The sequence below is a fragment of the Syntrophorhabdales bacterium genome, from assembly GCA_035541455.1.
Taxonomy (GTDB): Bacteria; Desulfobacterota; Syntrophorhabdia; order Syntrophorhabdales; family WCHB1-27; genus JADGQN01.
Genome location: DATKNH010000032.1, coordinates 1 through 17,810 on the forward strand (window position 1 = coordinate 1; position 17,810 = coordinate 17,810).

The following is a 17,810-nucleotide window of genomic DNA, read 5'->3' on the forward strand; positions in this document are numbered from 1 at the left end:
TGGAGCGGGAAACGGGATTCGAACCCGCGACCCTCAGCTTGGAAGGCTGACGCTCTGGCCAACTGAGCTATTCCCGCCTCGCTTACTGGTGGAGAGGGGAGGATTCGAACCTCCGAAGGCTGCGCCAGCAGATTTACAGTCTGTCCCCTTTGGCCGCTCGGGAACCTCTCCCTGAGAGCTGGTGATGGGACTCGAACCCGCAACCTGCTGATTACAAATCAGCTGCTCTGCCTGTTGAGCTACACCAGCTTAAACTTTGCATTATACTACAGCTGATTTTCCAAATCAAATGGCAGCTATAGTATACGTATACTGATACGGAAACGTGCTTGTGTCAAGCCGCTTGTTATTAGTTTACACGAACATGCTGCAAAAGGGAAGGGAAATTAGCGGATACCCCGGAAATCGATTCCGCACGGAGGGCCTGTAGCGACTAAAGCGGCACTAGCCCAGCGAGGCGTTCCGTTCTCGTACATAGGATTTCAACTCATCCATCTCTTCTTCGGTAAACCCCTCCCACGCAAACGGAAATAAGGAGTTGTTTTGAAACATGGGTTCTTCCGCAATCGGAAAGCGTGCTGCAGCATGATACGCTTCAAACATCGGCGTATGCGGTATGGGTGAGTAGTGGGCCAGGCTGGGGCGAAGACCCAGGCCCGCAATGTAATCTACGGTCGCCTTAACGTCTGAGGCTCGCTGATAGGGCAATCCCGCCAACGCGTACACACATATTGACCGGCCTTCAAGGCCGGCGCGAAGCAAAAAACCCACCGCCTTCTCAAAACTGCGCGCATCCACCTTGCCTCCGATCGCTGCCTGGAGGTGGGGGTCAGCCGTTTCCAGGCCGATCCGGATTTCGGAGAAACCCGCCTTTGCCAGCAGCGCGGCGGTCTCTTCGTCGATCAACGAAGCGTTGAGCGCGTTCGGGTTGTGAAATGAGACGCTGTGCGGCAGCCTGCAGATTGCCCGCAGTAGTGGCTTGGCGTAGGTCTCCCTGTCATAGAGAAAGCTGTCATCGTAAAGCACGAAGCGCCTGCAGCCGCGTTCTGTCCAATGGGCAACCTCTTGCAGCACGTGTTCTGGAGGCCTTCGGAGAATCCGCGGATGCAGGTACCGCGTCGCACAATACGTGCAACGGTATGGGCAACCGAGGGAGGTAAGGAGAGGAGCAAAGGGCAGGCTCTCGTAAAGGTCGAGGCAGGGATAGGGAAGGGCCACGAGGTCTTCTGTGTCTGGCTTAAAGGGCAGGGAAATTCCCCGTGCCTCCTCCACGTAGGCGTAGAAATTGCGCATGGTCCCTGCGGTCACGACCAGATCGGCTTCCAGGTGGCGTTCGGCGTGTCCGTGGCAGAGGGAAGGGTAAAGGCCGCCGACCACAACTTTTGCCTTCGGAAAGGCCTCCTTGGCGATAAGCACGGTCTCGGCAGCGCCCGGGTACCAGTATGTCATCACGGTAGTGACGAGAACGAAATCGGGGGGCTCCATGGCACGCAGCCTCGACCGAAGGAGGTCCGGCGAAATTCCATACCGCTTAAACCTTTTTCTCGCGAGACCAGCAGATTCCGGCTTTCCCACCTTCGCCCGGATAAAGGGCGCTCTGCCGTCGGCTTTGCGCTTCGCCTCATCAACAGCCAGACAATCAATGAGTTGAACGTCAACGCCGTTCTCTCGCAGTACACTCCCCACGTAGAGCAAACCGAGCGGCACCGACCAGAAACTGTAAGCAGACACATCGTATATATAAGGGTTAATGAGGAGGGCTCTGAGATGTTTCACGTGAAACATCCGAAGATCGGGGTCATGGGCCAAGGGTCATGGGTCACGATAAGCACCCCAAAGTATCGCACATCCGGTCGGCTGAGTGCGTGTTTCACGTGAAACATCCGAAACCCAAGCGTCATAAGGCATGGGTGACGATGAAAATTGATGTGAAATATCACAACGCTTCATGTGTTCAGGGCCTCGCGTGATTCAAGACTCGGCCCCCGGGTAGGGAATGTTTCACGTGAAACATTTCGACTTTTGCCTCTCCTCGAAGCGGCTTCCCGTGACCCTTGACCCTGCTACTATCATCTCCTCGGCGCCCTTATCCGAGGTCTGCCGATCGTGAAAAGCTTTATGCTGGCCAAACCAAACAGGAACCCTCCTATATGGGCCGACCACGCCACCCCCTCTGTGTGAGAAAAGAGGATCTGTATCAGGAACCAGATGGTAAGGAGCACTATCGCGGGCAAATCGACTGTCGTTATGAAGATGAAGATAAAGATCAACGTTTTCACACGTGCGTAGGGAAAAAGAAGCAGATACGCGCCGAGTACGCCCGAAATGGCGCCGCTGGCCCCGATCATTGGTATGCCGGAGAGAGGGTCATACATGAGTTGCAGGAGGGCTGCTGCCACCCCCGACAAACCATAGAAAAAAAGAAATCTCAGGTGGCCGGTGGAATCTTCAATATTATTCCCGAAAATCCAGAGGTAGAGCATGTTTCCGCCCAGATGGAAAAATCCCCCGTGGAGGAACATCGACGTGAATATTGTCAGGACATTGTACGGCACCAGTTCGGGGTGGTGATGCAGGGAAAGCAAGAATTCCCTGGGCACAAGACCGTACTTTAAAACAAACCCTTTTTCGGCCCAACCTGGCATAAATGCTGCATAAACGAAGACTGCCGTGTTTACAACCACCAGGCTAACTGTTATAATTGGGAATGAGCGCGTGGGAATATTATCCCGGATCGGTATCACGATCCTATTATTAGCATGCACCCCGTTTTGTGTCAAAAAACCTTCTGGAGTTGACCCGTGCCTGAACTGAGAAAAGATCCTATTATCGACAGATGGGTTATCATATCAACCGAGAGGGCTCAACGGCCGGTTTTCCTCGCTGAACAAGAGGCTCCTGTAAAAGCCGGCCTGTGCCCCCTATGCGCCGGCAATGAGGCCATGACCCCTCCGGAAGTATTTGCCATCCGCCCGGATCACACGCCCCCGAATACTTCCGGCTGGAGCCTTAGGGTTGTGCCGAACAAGTTCCCGGCGCTTCGCATCGAGGGTGCCTTGAATAAAGAGGGGATAGGCCTTTACGATCGGATGAACGGTATCGGAGCCCACGAAGTAATCGTCGAGACCCCTTTGCACGGGCAGACTCTCTACACCATGGATATAGCCTCAGTCCAGAATGTGTTCATTGCGTACCGGGAGCGCACCATAGATCTCCTACGGGACAGACGATTCAAATTTATTATGATATTTAAGAATCACGGCTCTGTTGCCGGGGCGTCTCTCGACCACGCCCACTCTCAGTTGATTGCGCTTCCCATCGTTCCGCGCCGCGTTTCCGAAGAGATAGCCGGCGGACTCAATTACTATAAATATAAAGACCGGTGCATATTCTGCGACATCATTGCACAGGAAGCAGAAGATGGTTCTCGCATAATCTATGAGAACGAAAGCTACGTGGTCCTTTCGCCTTTCGCGGCCCGCTTCCCGTTTGAGGCCTGGATCCTGCCCAAGAATCACGTGGCCTCATTTCTGGCTTCAGGGAACGAGGATAATTATCGCCTTCTGGCGGACGCTGTCTCCATTCTGCTTAAGAAGAACAATAAACTGCTCAATGCTCCTCCTTACAACTATATGATCCACACATCCCCGGCCGATTTGACCAGCGTTCCTTACTACCATTGGCACATGGAAGTCATTCCGAGACTCACCAAGACAGCGGGGTTCGAGTGGGGCACGGGATTCTACATAAATCCGACGCCCCCGGAGTTGGCAACCACGTTCTTGCGCGAGGTATCGCTGGAGGAGGGAGCTTGAGAATACTTATCGCGTCATCTGAAATCTACCCCTTCGCCAAGACTGGGGGGCTCGCCGATGTTGCGGGTGCCTTGCCCAAAGCCCTCAAGAAGCTCGGCTTTGATGTGAGGGCTATTATGCCCAAGTACAAGGGCATTGAGGAAAAGGGTTTCCCCATCGACTACAGGGGGCTTCGCTTCACGTGCCCCATATCGCACCGGATGGTACCGGGTGAGATCGTAGAAAGTGAGTACAACGGTATCCCGGTTTATCTTGTGGAGAAAGATGAATATTTCTACAGGGATAATCTCTACAGCACGCCGGATGGCGACTACCTTGACAATGCCGAACGGTTCATATTTTTCTCGAAAAGCATCCCGGAAGCCCTGAAGCTGTCCGGCTGGTATCCGGACGTACTTCATTGCAATGACTGGCAGACCGGTTTGGTGCCTCTTTTCCTCAAGGTGCTCTACAAGAACGAGCCAGGTTTCGCGGGTGTCGGCACGCTCTTTACGATACACAATCTCGGGTATCAGGGGCTCTTTTGGCACTATGACATGCATCTCCTCAACCTGGGGTGGGAGTATTTCACCCCTCAGTACCTGGAATATTACGGTAAAATCAACTTTCTGAAGGGGGGCATCGTCTGTTCCGATATTATCAACACCGTCAGCAGGAAATATAGTGAGGAGATCCAGACGCCTGAATTTGGTGCCGGCCTGGACGGGGTGCTGCGCAGCCGGGCCGCCGATCTTTACGGCATAGTGAACGGAGTCGATTACGACGAGTGGAATCCAGCCACGGATGCCTACATCCCGACAAGATACACGTTAGATACAGTCGATTTAAAGGCGCGCAACAAGGCAGCCCTCCAGGAAGCCTTTGGCCTCCCTCAAGAGCCTGGTGCCCTCCTCGCGGCCAGCATTTCGCGCCTCGCCGATCAGAAAGGTTTCGACCTCATAGCGGACGCTCTTGAAGAAATGATCGCCCTGGGCATGCAATACATCCTCTTGGGAACGGGAGAACGGAAATACCACGAGCTTTTTGCGGCTCTTTCCACCAAGTACCCCCGATCCTTCGCCGTCAAGATCGCGTACGATAATTCCCTCGCTCACTTGATTGAAGCCGGTGCGGATGTTTTTCTTATGCCGTCACGCTATGAACCTTGCGGACTCAATCAGATATACAGCTTGAAGTACGGTACCGTTCCCGTGGTTCGTGCTGTGGGAGGGCTGGATGACACTATCCGAGACGACCCGGCCTTTCCCGACTCGACAACAGGCTTTAAGTTTTACGAGTACTCTTCGGAAGAGTTGCTCCATGCTTTACGGAGGGCGCTCGACCAGTATGGTGACCGCCAGGCCTGGCTGGCGCTGGTAAGAAGATGCATGCAGCAGGATTTTTCCTGGGAAAAATCGGCTATCGAGTATGCCGCGCTCTACAAGAAGGTCCTTGAACAGCATGGATCCCGTTAATGTTCTCGGCAAGGTCATTGAGATATCCCACTCAAACCTCGAAGTGGCATCCCGCATAGAGGCGATTCTCAATTTGATGGCCCACGAAATGGGCCTCGAGGAGGCGCTGCTCTATACCCTTGATAAGGACAAGCGCCTCTCCTGCCGGTTCATGAACCGCACCAGCCGTCTTTATGAGATTCTCAGTAGCTACCGGTGCCACGTAGGGGAGGGGATTGTCGGCTCCGTGGCCCAGAAAAGAGTGCCTCAATACTTTACGGACCGCAATGTCCCCCCGCGTTTTGGATGCCTTTTCTACGCCGATCTGGACGAGGAAACCAGTATATATAAGTCCTTTGCTTTCCTCCCCCTTTCCGACGACAGCTTCGTCTATGGTGTCTTGCTCCTCTGCTCTTCCGGCATAGGGACACCGCTCGATACTGAAAAGATCGTGCTCTCTATCATCGCCAGAGAGTTGGGGGGCATCCTCAGGACGTACGACCTCCTGGTCTCCTCAAAAAAGCGTATCAGCGAGCTTGCCACGCTGTCGGAACTCGGAAGGGTGCTTACCTCGGCCACGGAGCCACACCTTCTGCTTCAGAACATAGCTTCCATAACAGCAAAGTCCTTCAACGCTGCATTCACTACAATTAAGCTCTCCCACTCCTTTGTCAGGCTCGACCTTCAGCGCTTTACCTCCGGAGAGATTGATGCAAATCTTGAGGGTGTGCTCAGGGAATTGGAGACTGAGGCTTTGCGGTTAAAGCGCGCGAGTTCGCTGAGTGACCATACCCCTGAGTCGACGCTGAACGCCACCCGCTTTTCCCTCCACTGCACGCCGATTCTCTCCAAAGACCGCGCCCTCGGCACAATCACCCTATGCAGAAAAGGCGAGCACCAACTGGAAGAGGACGATCAATATCTGGTCAGCGCCGTTGCGAATTACATTTCCAGCGGGCTCGAGACCTCTTTTCTCAACACCAAACTGCGTGATGTACTCAAGGAGCTGGGAGATGCGCAAAAACGGGTGATAGAGCACGAGAAGCTGCGTAGCCTTGGAGAGATGACGGCCAGCATAGCGCACGAAATCCGAAACCCTCTTGTCATCATAGGCGGCTTCACCAAGAGACTAGCCAAGCAGGTGCAGCTTGATGAAAAAGACAACCGCTACATCGACATTATCATAGGTGAGGTTTCAAGGCTCGAAGCGATCCTCAATGACGTCCTTAATTATGTAAAAGACGCGTCCCTGCTCCTCGAGTCGTGCAATCTTAACAGCATCATCGACGAGATTCTATATCTGCTCGCGTCCGACAAAATATGGGAACGGGTGCGCGTTGTTAAGACCTACGATCCTGATTTACCGACGATTGTCTGTGACATCCACCAGATCAAACAGGTTCTCATCAACATCATCTTAAATGCTTTCCAGGCCATGGGCGCAGGTGGAACCCTGGCGCTAAAAACGGAGAGGAGGCTGTATCAGGACCGCCCCTCTGTCGCCGTTTCCATCGCCGACACGGGCGGCGGCATAGATCCCTCCTTGCTGGATAACATATTCAATCCGTTTTTCACGACAAAGGAAAGGGGGACCGGCCTGGGGCTCGCAATTTCCAACAAAATAGTCATGCATCATAACGGCCACATCGAGGTCAGAAACAGAACCGGCGAGGGCGCAACATTTATAGTACATCTTCCGATTAACAACAAGACGACGGGAGCGAGAGAGGGGATAACATGAAAACAGCAACGATACTGATTGTGGACGACGAGGAGCATATTCGCCTGCTCTTCAAGGAGGAACTGGAAGACGAGGGATACTCCGTTGATCTCGCCTCAAACGGCCTTGAGGCCCTGGAAAAGCTCAAGCGCTCTGCTTACAGCCTCGTCGTGCTCGACATCAAGATGCCGGGCATGGACGGGATTCAAACCCTTGGTGAGATCAAAAAGCTTAATAAGGACCTCCCTGTTATTCTTTGTTCGGCTTACGGTGAGTTCAAGCAGGATTTTTCCAGCTGGGTATCGGACGGCTATGTTGTCAAGTCTGCCGACACACGTGAGCTGAAAGAGATGATAAAAAGGGCGTTGGGTGCGTAGGATGGCGCGCTTACGAAAAGCCCTCATACCTGCTGGTGGGTTCGGTACCAGGCTCCTTCCCGCAACAAAGGCCGTCCCGAAAGAGCTCTTGCCCATTGTCGACAAACCTCTTGTTCAGTTTATTGTGGAGGAATTGGTAGCGTCCGGCTTCGAAGAGTTGGTTTTGGTCACGGGGAGGCAAAAAGGCTCCATAGAGGATCACTTCGACAGCCTTCCCGAGCTCGAGGGCTTTCTTGAGAGTAAAGGAAAGCTCGATTTGCTTGAAACCATGAAGGGTCTTTCAAACATGATTCGCATTGTCTCCGTGAGGCAACCTTCCCCGTTGGGTCTCGGCCATGCTGTTCTCTGCGCTAAAACCATCATAAACAACGAGCCCTTCGCCGTGTTGCTCCCCGATGACCTTATTGTTGCCAGAAAGCCATGCATTGGCCAGCTCGCCGACGTGTTCAATGAGTTCGGGGACCCGGTCGTCGCCATACAGCGCGTACCGATGAGCGACGTGAAACAGTATGGCATTATCAAGCCTCGGACCGTACGCGATCGCCTTTACCAAGTTGTTGATATGATTGAGAAACCAACCGAAGAACGGGCGTACAGCGACCTCGCTATTATTGGGCGCTACGTCCTACCCCCGGAAATCTTCACAGCCCTGGAGGAAACCCCCCCAGGGGCTGGAGGTGAGATTCAGCTCACCGATGCCATCAGGAGCATGCTGGGAAAACGCTCCGTGCTGGGCCTGGAGTATGAGGGCAGGCGGTTCGATGCCGGCAATAAGCCGGGCTTCGTCAAAGCAAACGTTTTTGTCGGGCTGAGCCATCCCGAAGTAAGAGATGAGCTGCTTTCCTACATTCGAGAGCTTGACCTTGCCCGCGATTTAGCTTAGGATAATGAAACCGGGGGTGTAGCTCAGGGGGAGAGCACCTCGTTCGCAACGAGGGGGCCGCGGGTTCAATTCCCGCCACCTCCACCATTTTACCGGGGGTTTCCAGAGATTTCCTGCCCAATATTTTGACTTTTTACAATTTCTGTTATAAGGTACGAAGCTATGCGTAAGTGGGTAGCGCTTTTGTTGCTGCTGTTTCTTGCCTCGTGCAGCATGTGGCCGTTCGGGTCCAAGAAAACAAGCCAAACAGACACAAAGAAAGACACCAAGACGGCGAAGGCGGAATCCGTCCAGCAGAAGGGTGAGCCCAAGCCGGGGGATATCAACGTTGTTGATGGGGTCGAATATATTTACGCCAAGAACAGAAGGTACATGAGCACGCCCTACGAGCCCGAGTACATCTGGATCCGCAAAGACCAGTACTCGCCCGGGCTGTTCGACTCTCTCCGCTCCCGGTCCCCAGCGCCCACAAAGGAAGAAAAGGAAATGGAGGCTAGGATCGCCAAACTCGAGGAGGATCTCAAGAAAAGGGGTGTCGCGCCCCAGATGGCCTATCCGCCGCAGATGGTCTATATGCCCAACACTCTTGGGTATCCCGCTCCGTTGCCTGCATTAAATTTCTCCTACCCCTCGCCACGAATGAAGAGGCGGGTGATTATTCTGCCGCTGGAAGATCAAAGCAATTATAAGAACGAGCACCTGAGCGAGCTAGCCACCCAGCGCCTCATTTCAAAACTGGAAAGCACCGGAACCATCATTTCCGTTGATCCCACCACCCTTGGCATGGACGGGCCCGTAACTGACCCGAAAAACATGAAAGCTCTCAGTGAACTTTACGGGGTACAGGCTGTGGTGAGTGGAACCCTCTCCGACGTCTTCACGAGCACCTCGAAGGTGGAAGGTAAAGATGAGCGGGAGACCTCCTTCGCCGTTTCCCGTGTCTCCCTGAGCATTTATAACACCGATACCGGTGTGCTGCTGAGAACGCTCTCGGGAAGAAACCCTGTCTATCTGTCACGCGAGAAGGGCGACATGAGTCCGGAAAAAGCGAAGGTGCGGGCAATAGATCTCGCCATAGAGCTTATCGCGGAGGACGTCTTGAAGCCGATTCTCACACTCGACTGGCATGCCCGCATCGGGTCCCTTGAGCAGGATAAGGTTTTTTTAACTGCCGGCCGCCTTTCCGGTTTGGAGAAGGGTGATGTTTTGGAAGTGTACACGCCAGGACACCCTATCTTCGACTCAAAAACACAAAAGCCTCTCGGAACCACCAAGGGGGACTTTAAAGGCGAGGTGGAGGTAGTTGAACTTTTTGGTGTTGACGCAGCCTCTGCCAAGGTCAAAAGCGGCGGACAATTCGCGGCCACGGATTTTGTCTATCTAAAGAAACAGTAACCGGCGGCACGCTCCTGCGGGTGGACTAGCCGAAAAAACTTGCAAAGGTCAGCATTACGTAGTATTATGTGTAGGTAACCTCTTCCGGGAAGCCATAGTTTTCCACAAGTGTTGAAAAGATGTTGAAGGTATCGCGGTAAATACCTCACTACCAAGCATGGACGATATTTCTGTTCAGATCAAGTCAAGACTTGCTGACGTGGTAGATCAGGACAACTTCAGAACCTGGATCGAGCCGATTGGTCCTATAACGTATTCTGATGACGTCGTGCTACTTTCTGTGCCCAACTCTTTCTTCCGGGACTGGATTGTACAAAACTTCGAAGCACTTATTCGGGCTTCCGTTTCAGAAATCACCAAGACGGAACCGCGCGTCGAATACATCGTAGAAAAACAGGAACCGCGCGTTGCTGCGAAAACCGCGGCAGTAAAGAGACAGGTTCTCACGGGCGTCTTTAATCCGCGTTATGTTTTTGAAACCTTCGTTGTCGGCTCAAGCAATCAATTCGCCAACGCCGCGTGCCTGGCGGTCTCCCACAATCCTGGTAAGGTGTATAACCCGCTGTTTATTTACGGCGGCGTGGGGCTCGGAAAGACTCACCTGCTCAATGCTATTGGAAATTTTCTTTTGCTGCACGGACCAGTAGACCCCAACCGCATCTGCTTCATAACCGCAGAAGAGTTTACGAACGAGCTCATAAATTCTCTCCGCTTCGAAAAGATGGACGATTTCCGCAACCGCTATCGAAAAATGGATGTCCTCCTCATAGACGACATCCAGTTCATAGCAGGCAAAGAGCGTACCCAGGCAGAATTCTTTCATACGTTTAATGCGCTCTATGACAATGCCAAGCAGATCGTAGTAACGAGCGACAAGTTTCCTCGTGACATTGTCAATTTTGAGGAAAGGTTGCGCTCCCGGTTTGAATGGGGCCTTATCGCCGATATTCAACCCCCCGACCTTGAAACAAAAGTTGCCATACTCAATAAAAAAGCGGAGCTCGATAATATTTCCCTTCCGCAGGACGTCGCTTTCTATCTCGCATCAAACGTTGAACACAACGTCCGCGTCCTGGAAGGCTCGCTTGTAAGGGTTGGCGCTTTTGCGTCGCTCCATAACGTTCCAATCACTATGGAACTTGCAAAGGAAGTAATGGGCCACATTATTAAAGACAAAAAGCGGGAGGTCACTGTAGATGCAATTATAAAAGAGGTCGGCCTCTACTTTAATACCAAGACAAATGATATCCGTTCCAAAAGACGTACAAAATCAATAATGCTCCCCCGTCAGATAGCTATCTACCTGGCCAGAAAACTAACAGACAATTCCCTTGTCGGTATTGGCGAAAAATTCGGTGGCAAGGATCACGCTACGGTGATTCACTCCATAAAGAAGATCGAAGAGGAAATGAAGGTGAAAAAGGAGTTGAAAGAGACCGTTGAAAAGCTGGAGAGAAAGATCAAATCAACATGAAGCTAAGATCTCCCCATGTTTTACACAGAGATTATGCACAGCTCGTCGAGCGCCATTATTGCTTCAGAGAGTCTTTTCCACAAATCAACACGCCTTATTACTACTACGATAAGGAGATACTATGAAAATAGACATCAGTAGAGATCTTTTGTTGAGTCCTCTCTCGAAGCAGGTCAGCATTACTGAAAGAAGATCTATAATGCCCATACTCTCAAATGTGCTTATCGATTTTTCGAAAAACAGAATCAGCCTTTATTCAACTGATCTCGAGCTGAGCGCGATAAGCCATGTGCAGTATGAAGGAACGATAGAAAAGAAGATCGTTATACACGCACGGAAGTTTCTAGATATTTTGAAAGAGATGGATCCTGAGCCAATCACAGTTGAGATCAAGGATAATTCCCTCACGCTTGTACAGAAGCAATCAGAATTTGTGTTAGGCTTGCAGGAATCGGAGGAATTCCCGGAAGTAAAAGAAATAGCCGGAAGTCACGAGTTCAGCATTGACGGGGCAACGTTTTTGGAAATGTTGGAGAAGGTTCAGTTCGCGATTTCGTCGGACGAGACCAGGTATGTGTTGACGGGCATGTATATGGCGGCCTCAGACGGTATACTTTCCGTAGTGGGTACGGATGGTTTTCGGATGGCATTATGTCGGCGGACTGTTGATGGTCTTGGTGACTTCAAGGGCGTGATAATTCCGAAAAGATCTATAGCAGAGATCGGAAGAGTAGTTTCTGAGGGTGAGGCGGTACGGGTAGTGATGGGAGATAAACATGTCCAATTTGGGACCGGAGCAGTAGTGCTTATCTCAAGGCTTATTGAGGGTGGCTTTCCCGACTATGAGAATGTAATTCCAAAGGGCAATACAAATACCGCAAAAGCGGAAAAAGCGAGATTTTTAAAAGGGCTCAGGAAAGTATCGACGATTATCAGTAAGTCGGAACCGATAAAAGTGACTCTCCGGAAAGACGAGATTGCAGTGGAGGCGGAGTCTGAGGTTGGCAGAGCGAGAGAGAATATCGAGGCGGCGTATCAAGGAGATGAATTGAGCATGAATTTTAATATCAGGTTCGTGCTTGATGTAGTAGGTCACATCGACGAAAAGGTTGTAATAGTAAGTGCACCGACCAGCTACGGAGCGGTGCTTTTTGAAGGAGACGGTGAAGGAATGTATAAGAACATAGTAATGCCAATCAGGGTTTAACATGAGAGAATACGAAGCTGAAAGCATAAAGATACTGGATGGCCTTGATGCTGTGCGGAAAGTTCCATCCATGTACATTGGCAACACTAACGTCGAAGGACTCCACCACTTGGTTTATGAGTTGGTCGATAACAGCATAGATGAAGCGCTTGAGGGTTTTTGCAACAATATTATCATCACCATACACCGCGATAACAGCGTTGCCGTTGAAGACAACGGGCGAGGCATACCAGTAGCTTTTCACAAAGGTGAAAACATGTCTGCCCTAGAGGTCGTTCTGACCAAACTTCACGCCGGGGGCAAATTCGATAAGGATACGTACAAATTTTCCGCTGGTTTGCATGGCGTGGGCTTGTCTGTAGTAAATGCTCTTTCTGAATATCTCGAAGTTGAAATAAAGAGGGGGGGCAAGGTTTACTCGCAGAGGTATGAACGCGGAGAACGGATGACTGAACTCCGGGCCATTGGTAATACAGAAAAGACCGGCACAAAAGTGCGATTCCGTCCTGACGAGCAGATCTTTGAGACCATTGAATTCAGCTATGAAATTTTGGCACAGCGAATGCGGGAGCTTTCCTTTCTTAACAACGGCATCCACATAACACTCATCGATGAGAGAAAGGCAAAGCAGCTGGAATTTAAGTATGAGGGGGGCATCGTCGCGTTCGCAAAATATCTGAACCAGAGCAAGACGCCTCTTTTTCTGGAGCCTATTTATATCAGCGGAAACAAGGCGGGCCTCGATTTTTTTGAAGTGGCTGTGCAGTATAACGACGGCTACAACGAGAATATCTACAGCTTCGTTAATAACGTGAATACGCATGAGGGCGGCTCTCATGTTGCAGGATTCCGGAGCGCACTCACCCGGTGCATAAATGGCTTTGCCCAATATAAGCGCCTCACTAAAGAGAAAGAGACCATCTCCGGCGATGATGTTAAGGAGGGCTTGGTTGCAGTCATTAACGTAAAGATTCAGAGCCCGCAGTTTGAAGGCCAAACAAAAGGGAAGCTTGGAAACAGCGATGTAAAGGGCTTCGTAGAGTCGCTGCTTAATGAAAAACTTGCAGAGTATCTTGAGATTCGCCAGGACGTTGGAAAAGCAATCGTGAATAAAGCCATCGAGACCAGGAGGGCTCGCGAGGCCGCGAAAAAAGCAAAGGAGCTTATAAAAGGCAAGGGCTTAACCGATGCCGGGATTCTTCCGGGAAAACTCGCCGACTGCCAGGAGAGTGACCCCGAACTCAGGGAGATTTATATAGTGGAGGGCGACTCGGCAGGCGGTTCAGCAAAGCAAGGCCGCGATAGAAAGACTCAAGCCATCCTTCCGCTGAAAGGTAAAATCCTCAATGTCGAGAGAGCGCGTCAGGAAAAGGTACTCTCCAACGAGGAAATAAGGGCCATCTATCTTGCGCTGGGCATTCAATCAGGAAGTGTCGACAACCTCCGCTACAAAAAGGTAGTTATAATGACCGACGCCGACGTCGATGGTTCGCACATCCGCACACTACTGCTTACGCTTTTTTACCGTAAAATACCGGAGATGATCGACAGGGGCTATCTTTACATAGCACAACCCCCTCTTTACAGGGTTGCGGTTGGTGGTAAAGATATGTATATGAAAGACGATGATGAGATGGAAAAATTCGTCGGCCAGCGCGGCATTGAAAAGATGAAATGTCTGGTTGACGGGGAGGAAATAAGCAACGCTCGCCTCAAGATAGACCTTGAAGGGTTAAGGGCGCTGGAGAAACACTTCAGGAGCATGGAACGCCTTAACATGCAGAGATCCGCAATGCTGGCCCTTTTCCGCGCGGATATTTTCAAGCGCGAAGACTTCGAGAAGGAGGAAAAACTCCTTCGGTTGAAAAAGCAACTCGTCAACGAAGACCAGAGCGCCCACATCTCTCTCGACCCCGAGCACAACCTCTTCACTTTGAGCATAGAGAATGGTTCCGAGAAGAAATTGACCCCCCGCATCGACTACGATTTTTGCAGCCAGGAAGACTACAGAACGAGCTACCGGACCTACAAGAACCTCTCAGCCTATTATGAAAAAGAGGTACAGGTTGTTGAAAAAGACGGGACACGCCGGCCGGTTCGCGCTGATCAGCTTCTGTCGCTCGTGAGCGAAAAAGGCAAGGAGGGACTCACCATTCAACGATACAAAGGCTTGGGCGAGATGAACCCGGAGCAGCTCTGGTCGACCACCATGGACCCGGCCAGGCGGCGGTTGGTGCGGGTAGCCATAGAAGACCAACCAGAGGTGGATAAGCTCTTTAGTATCCTCATGGGCACCAACGTTGAGTGGAGACGTGAGTTTATTGAGAACAACGCGATGAACGTGATGAACCTGGACATATGATCTTCCTCGGCCTCACCGGTGTTATCGGGAGCGGCAAAAGCACCACAGCACGGCTCCTCAAGGAGCGGGGGATCGATGTTATTGACCTGGACGCCCTTGCGAAAGAGAGCCTCAACTGGAAAGAGACGCAAGACGATATTCGAAAAGCCTTTGGTGACGAGTGCGTGGCGAATGGCCTCGTCGATGTGGTTAAACTCCGCAGCCTAGCCTTTAGTCAAGGCAACGACCTGCGTAAACTGGAAGGAATTATACATCCGCGCGTGCGGCAGGAAGTAGAGAAAAGGATCGAGTTGCTCCGGCAGAAGGGGGCACGCGCCGTGGTATTTGATCACCCGCTTCTCTTTGAGGCGGGATTTGACAAGAGGGTGGATAAGGTGGTCGTGGTAGCGGCCGATATGGACATTATACGGCGGAGACTGGCGGAACGGGGGATGGAGGCTGATGACGTTGAAAGAAGGTTGTCTTTCCAGATTCCGCTTCCCGCTAAAGCAGCAAGAGCGGATTACGTCATCAACAACAACGGAACAGAGCAAGACCTGCAAAAGGAAATCGACAGGTTCCTTGAAAGGCTAACCAGCTGGGAGGAAGAACGAAATGCATCTCACTGAATTAAAGGGAAAGAGGATAGGGGAGTTAACCCACATTGCCAAGGAGATGGCTGTTGAAAACGCCACCGGGTTGCGCAAGCAAGAGCTCATCTTTGCGATACTCCAGTCTTTGGTTGACAAGAACGAGGTTATATACGGAGAAGGTGTACTGGAGATCCTGCCGGAGGGATTTGGTTTTCTGAGATCAGTAGATTCCAATTATCTGCCTGGGCCGGACGATATTTATGTCTCTCCTTCTCAGATCAAGAGATTTGGTTTGCGCACGGGAGATACGATATCTGGCCAGATCCGCCCACCGAAAGATAACGAGAAATACTTTGCGCTCTTGAAGATCGAGAAGATAAACTTTGACGATCCGGAGATTGCCAAAGACAAAATTATCTTCGATAACCTCACGCCCATTTATCCGTGCGAGCGCATTGTGCAGGAAACAACCGGCACGAAGCTCCCCGCAAGGGTCATGGATCTCTTCACGCCTATCGGTAAAGGGCAGCGCGGCCTCATTGTTGCTCCGCCCCGAACCGGAAAAACCATGCTCCTTCAAAGCATCGCCAACAGCGTTACCGCAAACCACCCGGAGATATTCCTGATCGTGCTTCTGATCGACGAGAGACCGGAAGAGGTGACAGACATGGAGCGGTCGGTCAAGGGTGAGGTTGTGAGCTCCACGTTTGATGAGCCCGCCACCAGGCACGTGCAGGTCGCAGAAATTGTCATTGAAAAGGCAAAGCGCCTCGTAGAGCACAAGAGGGACGTCGTGATTCTGCTCGATTCCATCACCAGGCTGGCAAGAGCCTACAACACGGTGGTTCCATCGAGCGGCAAAATTCTTTCCGGCGGTATCGATGCCTCAGCCATGCAAAAGCCGAAGCGATTTTTTGGTGCAGCTCGCAAAATAGAAGAAGGCGGGAGCCTCACCATTGTGGCAACGGCCCTGATTGACACAGGAAGCAGAATGGACGAAGTGATCTTCGAGGAGTTCAAGGGAACGGGCAACAGCGAAATCTACCTTGACAGGAAGCTGGCAGAGAAACGGATATTCCCGGCGATCGATATCAACAAGTCGGGGACCAGAAAGGAAGAACTTCTCCTCGGGAACGGCGACCTTTCGAGGATATGGTTGCTTCGCAAGGTGCTGCAGCCCATGAACACCGTGGAGTCGATGGAGTTTTTGCTGGAGAAGCTTACCGATGTAGACTCTAACAAAGAGTTTCTAGATTCAATGAGCAGAGGAGGATGAAGATGAAAGAAAAGATTCACCCGGAACTGAAGAAGGCTACCGTAAAGTGCGCCTGCGGCTACACATTTGAGACTCTGTCAACCAAGGATAAGATATCGGTAGAAATATGCGGAAAGTGTCACCCGATGTTCACCGGCCGCGAAAAGCTCATGGACACAGGAGGCAGGGTTGAGAAGTTTGAGCGCAAGTATCGTAAGAAGGAGAGCCAGGAGAAGCAGAACAAGAAATGATCGCTGAAAGACTGGAAGAAATCGAGCGCAGGTACCAGGAGATTGAAAATGGTATGGCGCGCCCGGAGAACATCTCCAACCAAGAGGACTTTCGAAAACTCGCCAGGGAACACGCAGAACTGAGGGAGATTGTGGCAACCCTCCGGGAGTTCCGCAAGGTAAGGGGAGAGACGGAAAAAACCAGAGAGCTTGCGGACCACGAGACGGACGAAGAGCTTAAACAGATGGCCCAGGAGGAGCTTCTTCTGCTCACCAAGCGGCAGGACCAACTCGAAGGCCTGCTCAAGGGAATGCTTCTCGGCAAGGACACGCAAGAAGTCAAAAGCATGTTCCTTGAAATAAGGGCCGGCACAGGCGGCGAGGAGGCTGCCCTGTTTGCCGCCGAACTGTTTGCGATGTACATGAAGTACGCCGAGAAGATGAAATGGAAGACGGAGCTCATGAGCGCGAGCGCCTCTTCGCTCGGCGGATTTAAAGAAGTAGTTTTTCTTGTGGACTCCAAGGACGCGTTTCCCCGCCTCAAGTACGAAAGCGGCGTGCACAGGGTACAAAGGGTACCCGAGACCGAATCGCAGGGCAGGATACACACGTCCACCGTTACTGTGGCGGTTCTTGCTGAGCCGGAAGAGGTCGAATTGAAAGTAAACCCTGAGGACCTGCGTATAGACGTGTTTAGGTCCAGCGGCCCCGGCGGGCAACACGTGAACACCACAGATTCGGCAGTGAGGATTACCCACATACCTACCGGGCTCGTGGTAACCTGCCAGGACGAGAAATCGCAGCACAAGAATAAGGCTAAAGCGCTGAGAGTGCTGCGGGCGCGGCTTAAGGAGCAGATCCAGGAGGAGCAGGAGCAGGAAGTCTCGGCAGAGAGAAGAAAGCAGGTGGGCACCGGCGACAGGAGCGAACGCATCAGAACCTACAACTTTCCTCAGGGAAGAATAACCGACCATCGCGTAGGGCTCACGCTTTACAGGCTGGAAGATATTTTGGCCGGGAACCTCGACCCCGTCCTCGATCCCCTCATTTCCCATTTTCAGGCAGAATTGTTAAAGGCAAGGTAACC

Annotated in this window: 15 protein-coding genes and 4 tRNA genes; 14 read left to right on the plus strand and 5 right to left on the minus strand. The window is 51.8% G+C overall.

Annotated features, from left to right (window positions below; genetic code table 11):
• From VMT71_03660 to VMT71_03680, 5 genes are all read right to left on the minus strand, one after another.
• Positions 1–77 (minus strand) — tRNA-Gly (locus VMT71_03660).
• Between the two features lie 9 nt (positions 78–86).
• Positions 87–171 (minus strand) — tRNA-Tyr (locus VMT71_03665).
• Positions 172–176: 5 nt separating this feature from the next.
• Positions 177–249 (minus strand) — tRNA-Thr (locus tag VMT71_03670).
• Positions 250–444: 195 nt separating this feature from the next.
• Positions 445–1,776 (minus strand): radical SAM protein, encoded by a 1,332-nt coding sequence (locus VMT71_03675; GenBank protein ID HVN23042.1) that lies wholly within the window; start codon positions 1,774–1,776, stop codon positions 445–447.
• 293 nt (positions 1,777–2,069) lie between these two features.
• A complete protein-coding gene (locus VMT71_03680; protein HVN23043.1) occupies positions 2,070–2,645 on the minus strand; it encodes a rhomboid family intramembrane serine protease in 576 nt (191 codons plus the stop codon).
• A gap of 156 nt (positions 2,646–2,801) precedes the next feature.
• On the opposite strand from VMT71_03680, the gene galT reads away from it, so the two are divergent.
• The 14 genes from galT to prfA all read left to right on the plus strand — a co-directional run bounded on the left by galT (position 2,802) and on the right by prfA (position 17,808).
• Positions 2,802–3,815, plus strand: a complete 1,014-nt coding sequence (gene galT, locus VMT71_03685) for a galactose-1-phosphate uridylyltransferase (protein ID HVN23044.1) — start codon at positions 2,802–2,804, stop codon at positions 3,813–3,815.
• Positions 3,812–5,269 carry a glycogen synthase GlgA gene (gene glgA, locus VMT71_03690; protein HVN23045.1) on the plus strand — a complete coding sequence of 486 codons (1,458 nt, stop codon included), beginning with the start codon at positions 3,812–3,814 and terminating at the stop codon, positions 5,267–5,269. Before galT ends, glgA begins: the two co-directional genes overlap by 4 nt.
• A complete protein-coding gene (locus VMT71_03695) occupies positions 5,256–6,989 on the plus strand; it encodes an ATP-binding protein (protein ID HVN23046.1) in 1,734 nt (577 codons plus the stop codon). The genes glgA and VMT71_03695 overlap by 14 nt, the downstream gene beginning before the upstream one ends.
• A complete protein-coding gene (locus VMT71_03700; protein ID HVN23047.1) occupies positions 6,986–7,345 on the plus strand; it encodes a response regulator in 360 nt (119 codons plus the stop codon). Before VMT71_03695 ends, VMT71_03700 begins: the two co-directional genes overlap by 4 nt.
• Before the next feature lies 1 nt (position 7,346).
• The gene (galU, locus tag VMT71_03705; GenBank protein ID HVN23048.1) at positions 7,347–8,228 is read left to right on the plus strand and encodes a UTP--glucose-1-phosphate uridylyltransferase GalU; all 882 of its coding nucleotides are present in this window, start codon (positions 7,347–7,349) and stop codon (positions 8,226–8,228) included.
• 12 nt (positions 8,229–8,240) lie between these two features.
• Positions 8,241–8,315, plus strand: a tRNA-Ala gene (locus tag VMT71_03710).
• A 75-nt stretch (positions 8,316–8,390) separates the two neighbouring features.
• Complete coding sequence (locus tag VMT71_03715; protein HVN23049.1) at positions 8,391–9,623, plus strand: hypothetical protein; 1,233 nt, start codon at positions 8,391–8,393, stop codon at positions 9,621–9,623.
• A gap of 157 nt (positions 9,624–9,780) precedes the next feature.
• Positions 9,781–11,097 carry a chromosomal replication initiator protein DnaA gene (gene dnaA / locus VMT71_03720; GenBank protein ID HVN23050.1) on the plus strand — a complete coding sequence of 439 codons (1,317 nt, stop codon included), beginning with the start codon at positions 9,781–9,783 and terminating at the stop codon, positions 11,095–11,097.
• Positions 11,098–11,218: 121 nt separating this feature from the next.
• Positions 11,219–12,304 (plus strand): DNA polymerase III subunit beta, encoded by a 1,086-nt coding sequence (gene dnaN, locus VMT71_03725; protein ID HVN23051.1) that lies wholly within the window; start codon positions 11,219–11,221, stop codon positions 12,302–12,304.
• Between the two features lies 1 nt (position 12,305).
• On the plus strand, positions 12,306–14,666 hold the full coding sequence (gene gyrB / locus VMT71_03730) for a DNA topoisomerase (ATP-hydrolyzing) subunit B (protein HVN23052.1): 2,361 nt from the start codon (positions 12,306–12,308) through the stop codon (positions 14,664–14,666).
• A complete protein-coding gene (gene coaE, locus VMT71_03735) occupies positions 14,663–15,274 on the plus strand; it encodes a dephospho-CoA kinase (protein ID HVN23053.1) in 612 nt (203 codons plus the stop codon). The genes gyrB and coaE overlap by 4 nt, the downstream gene beginning before the upstream one ends.
• Positions 15,261–16,514, plus strand: coding sequence for a transcription termination factor Rho (gene rho, locus VMT71_03740; protein HVN23054.1), 1,254 nt, complete (start codon positions 15,261–15,263; stop codon positions 16,512–16,514). The genes coaE and rho overlap by 14 nt, the downstream gene beginning before the upstream one ends.
• A 2-nt stretch (positions 16,515–16,516) precedes the next feature.
• Positions 16,517–16,744 carry a 50S ribosomal protein L31 gene (gene rpmE, locus VMT71_03745; GenBank protein ID HVN23055.1) on the plus strand — a complete coding sequence of 76 codons (228 nt, stop codon included), beginning with the start codon at positions 16,517–16,519 and terminating at the stop codon, positions 16,742–16,744.
• Complete coding sequence (gene prfA / locus VMT71_03750) at positions 16,741–17,808, plus strand: peptide chain release factor 1 (GenBank protein HVN23056.1); 1,068 nt, start codon at positions 16,741–16,743, stop codon at positions 17,806–17,808. The genes rpmE and prfA overlap by 4 nt, the downstream gene beginning before the upstream one ends.
• The last annotated feature ends 2 nt before the right edge of the window (positions 17,809–17,810 follow it).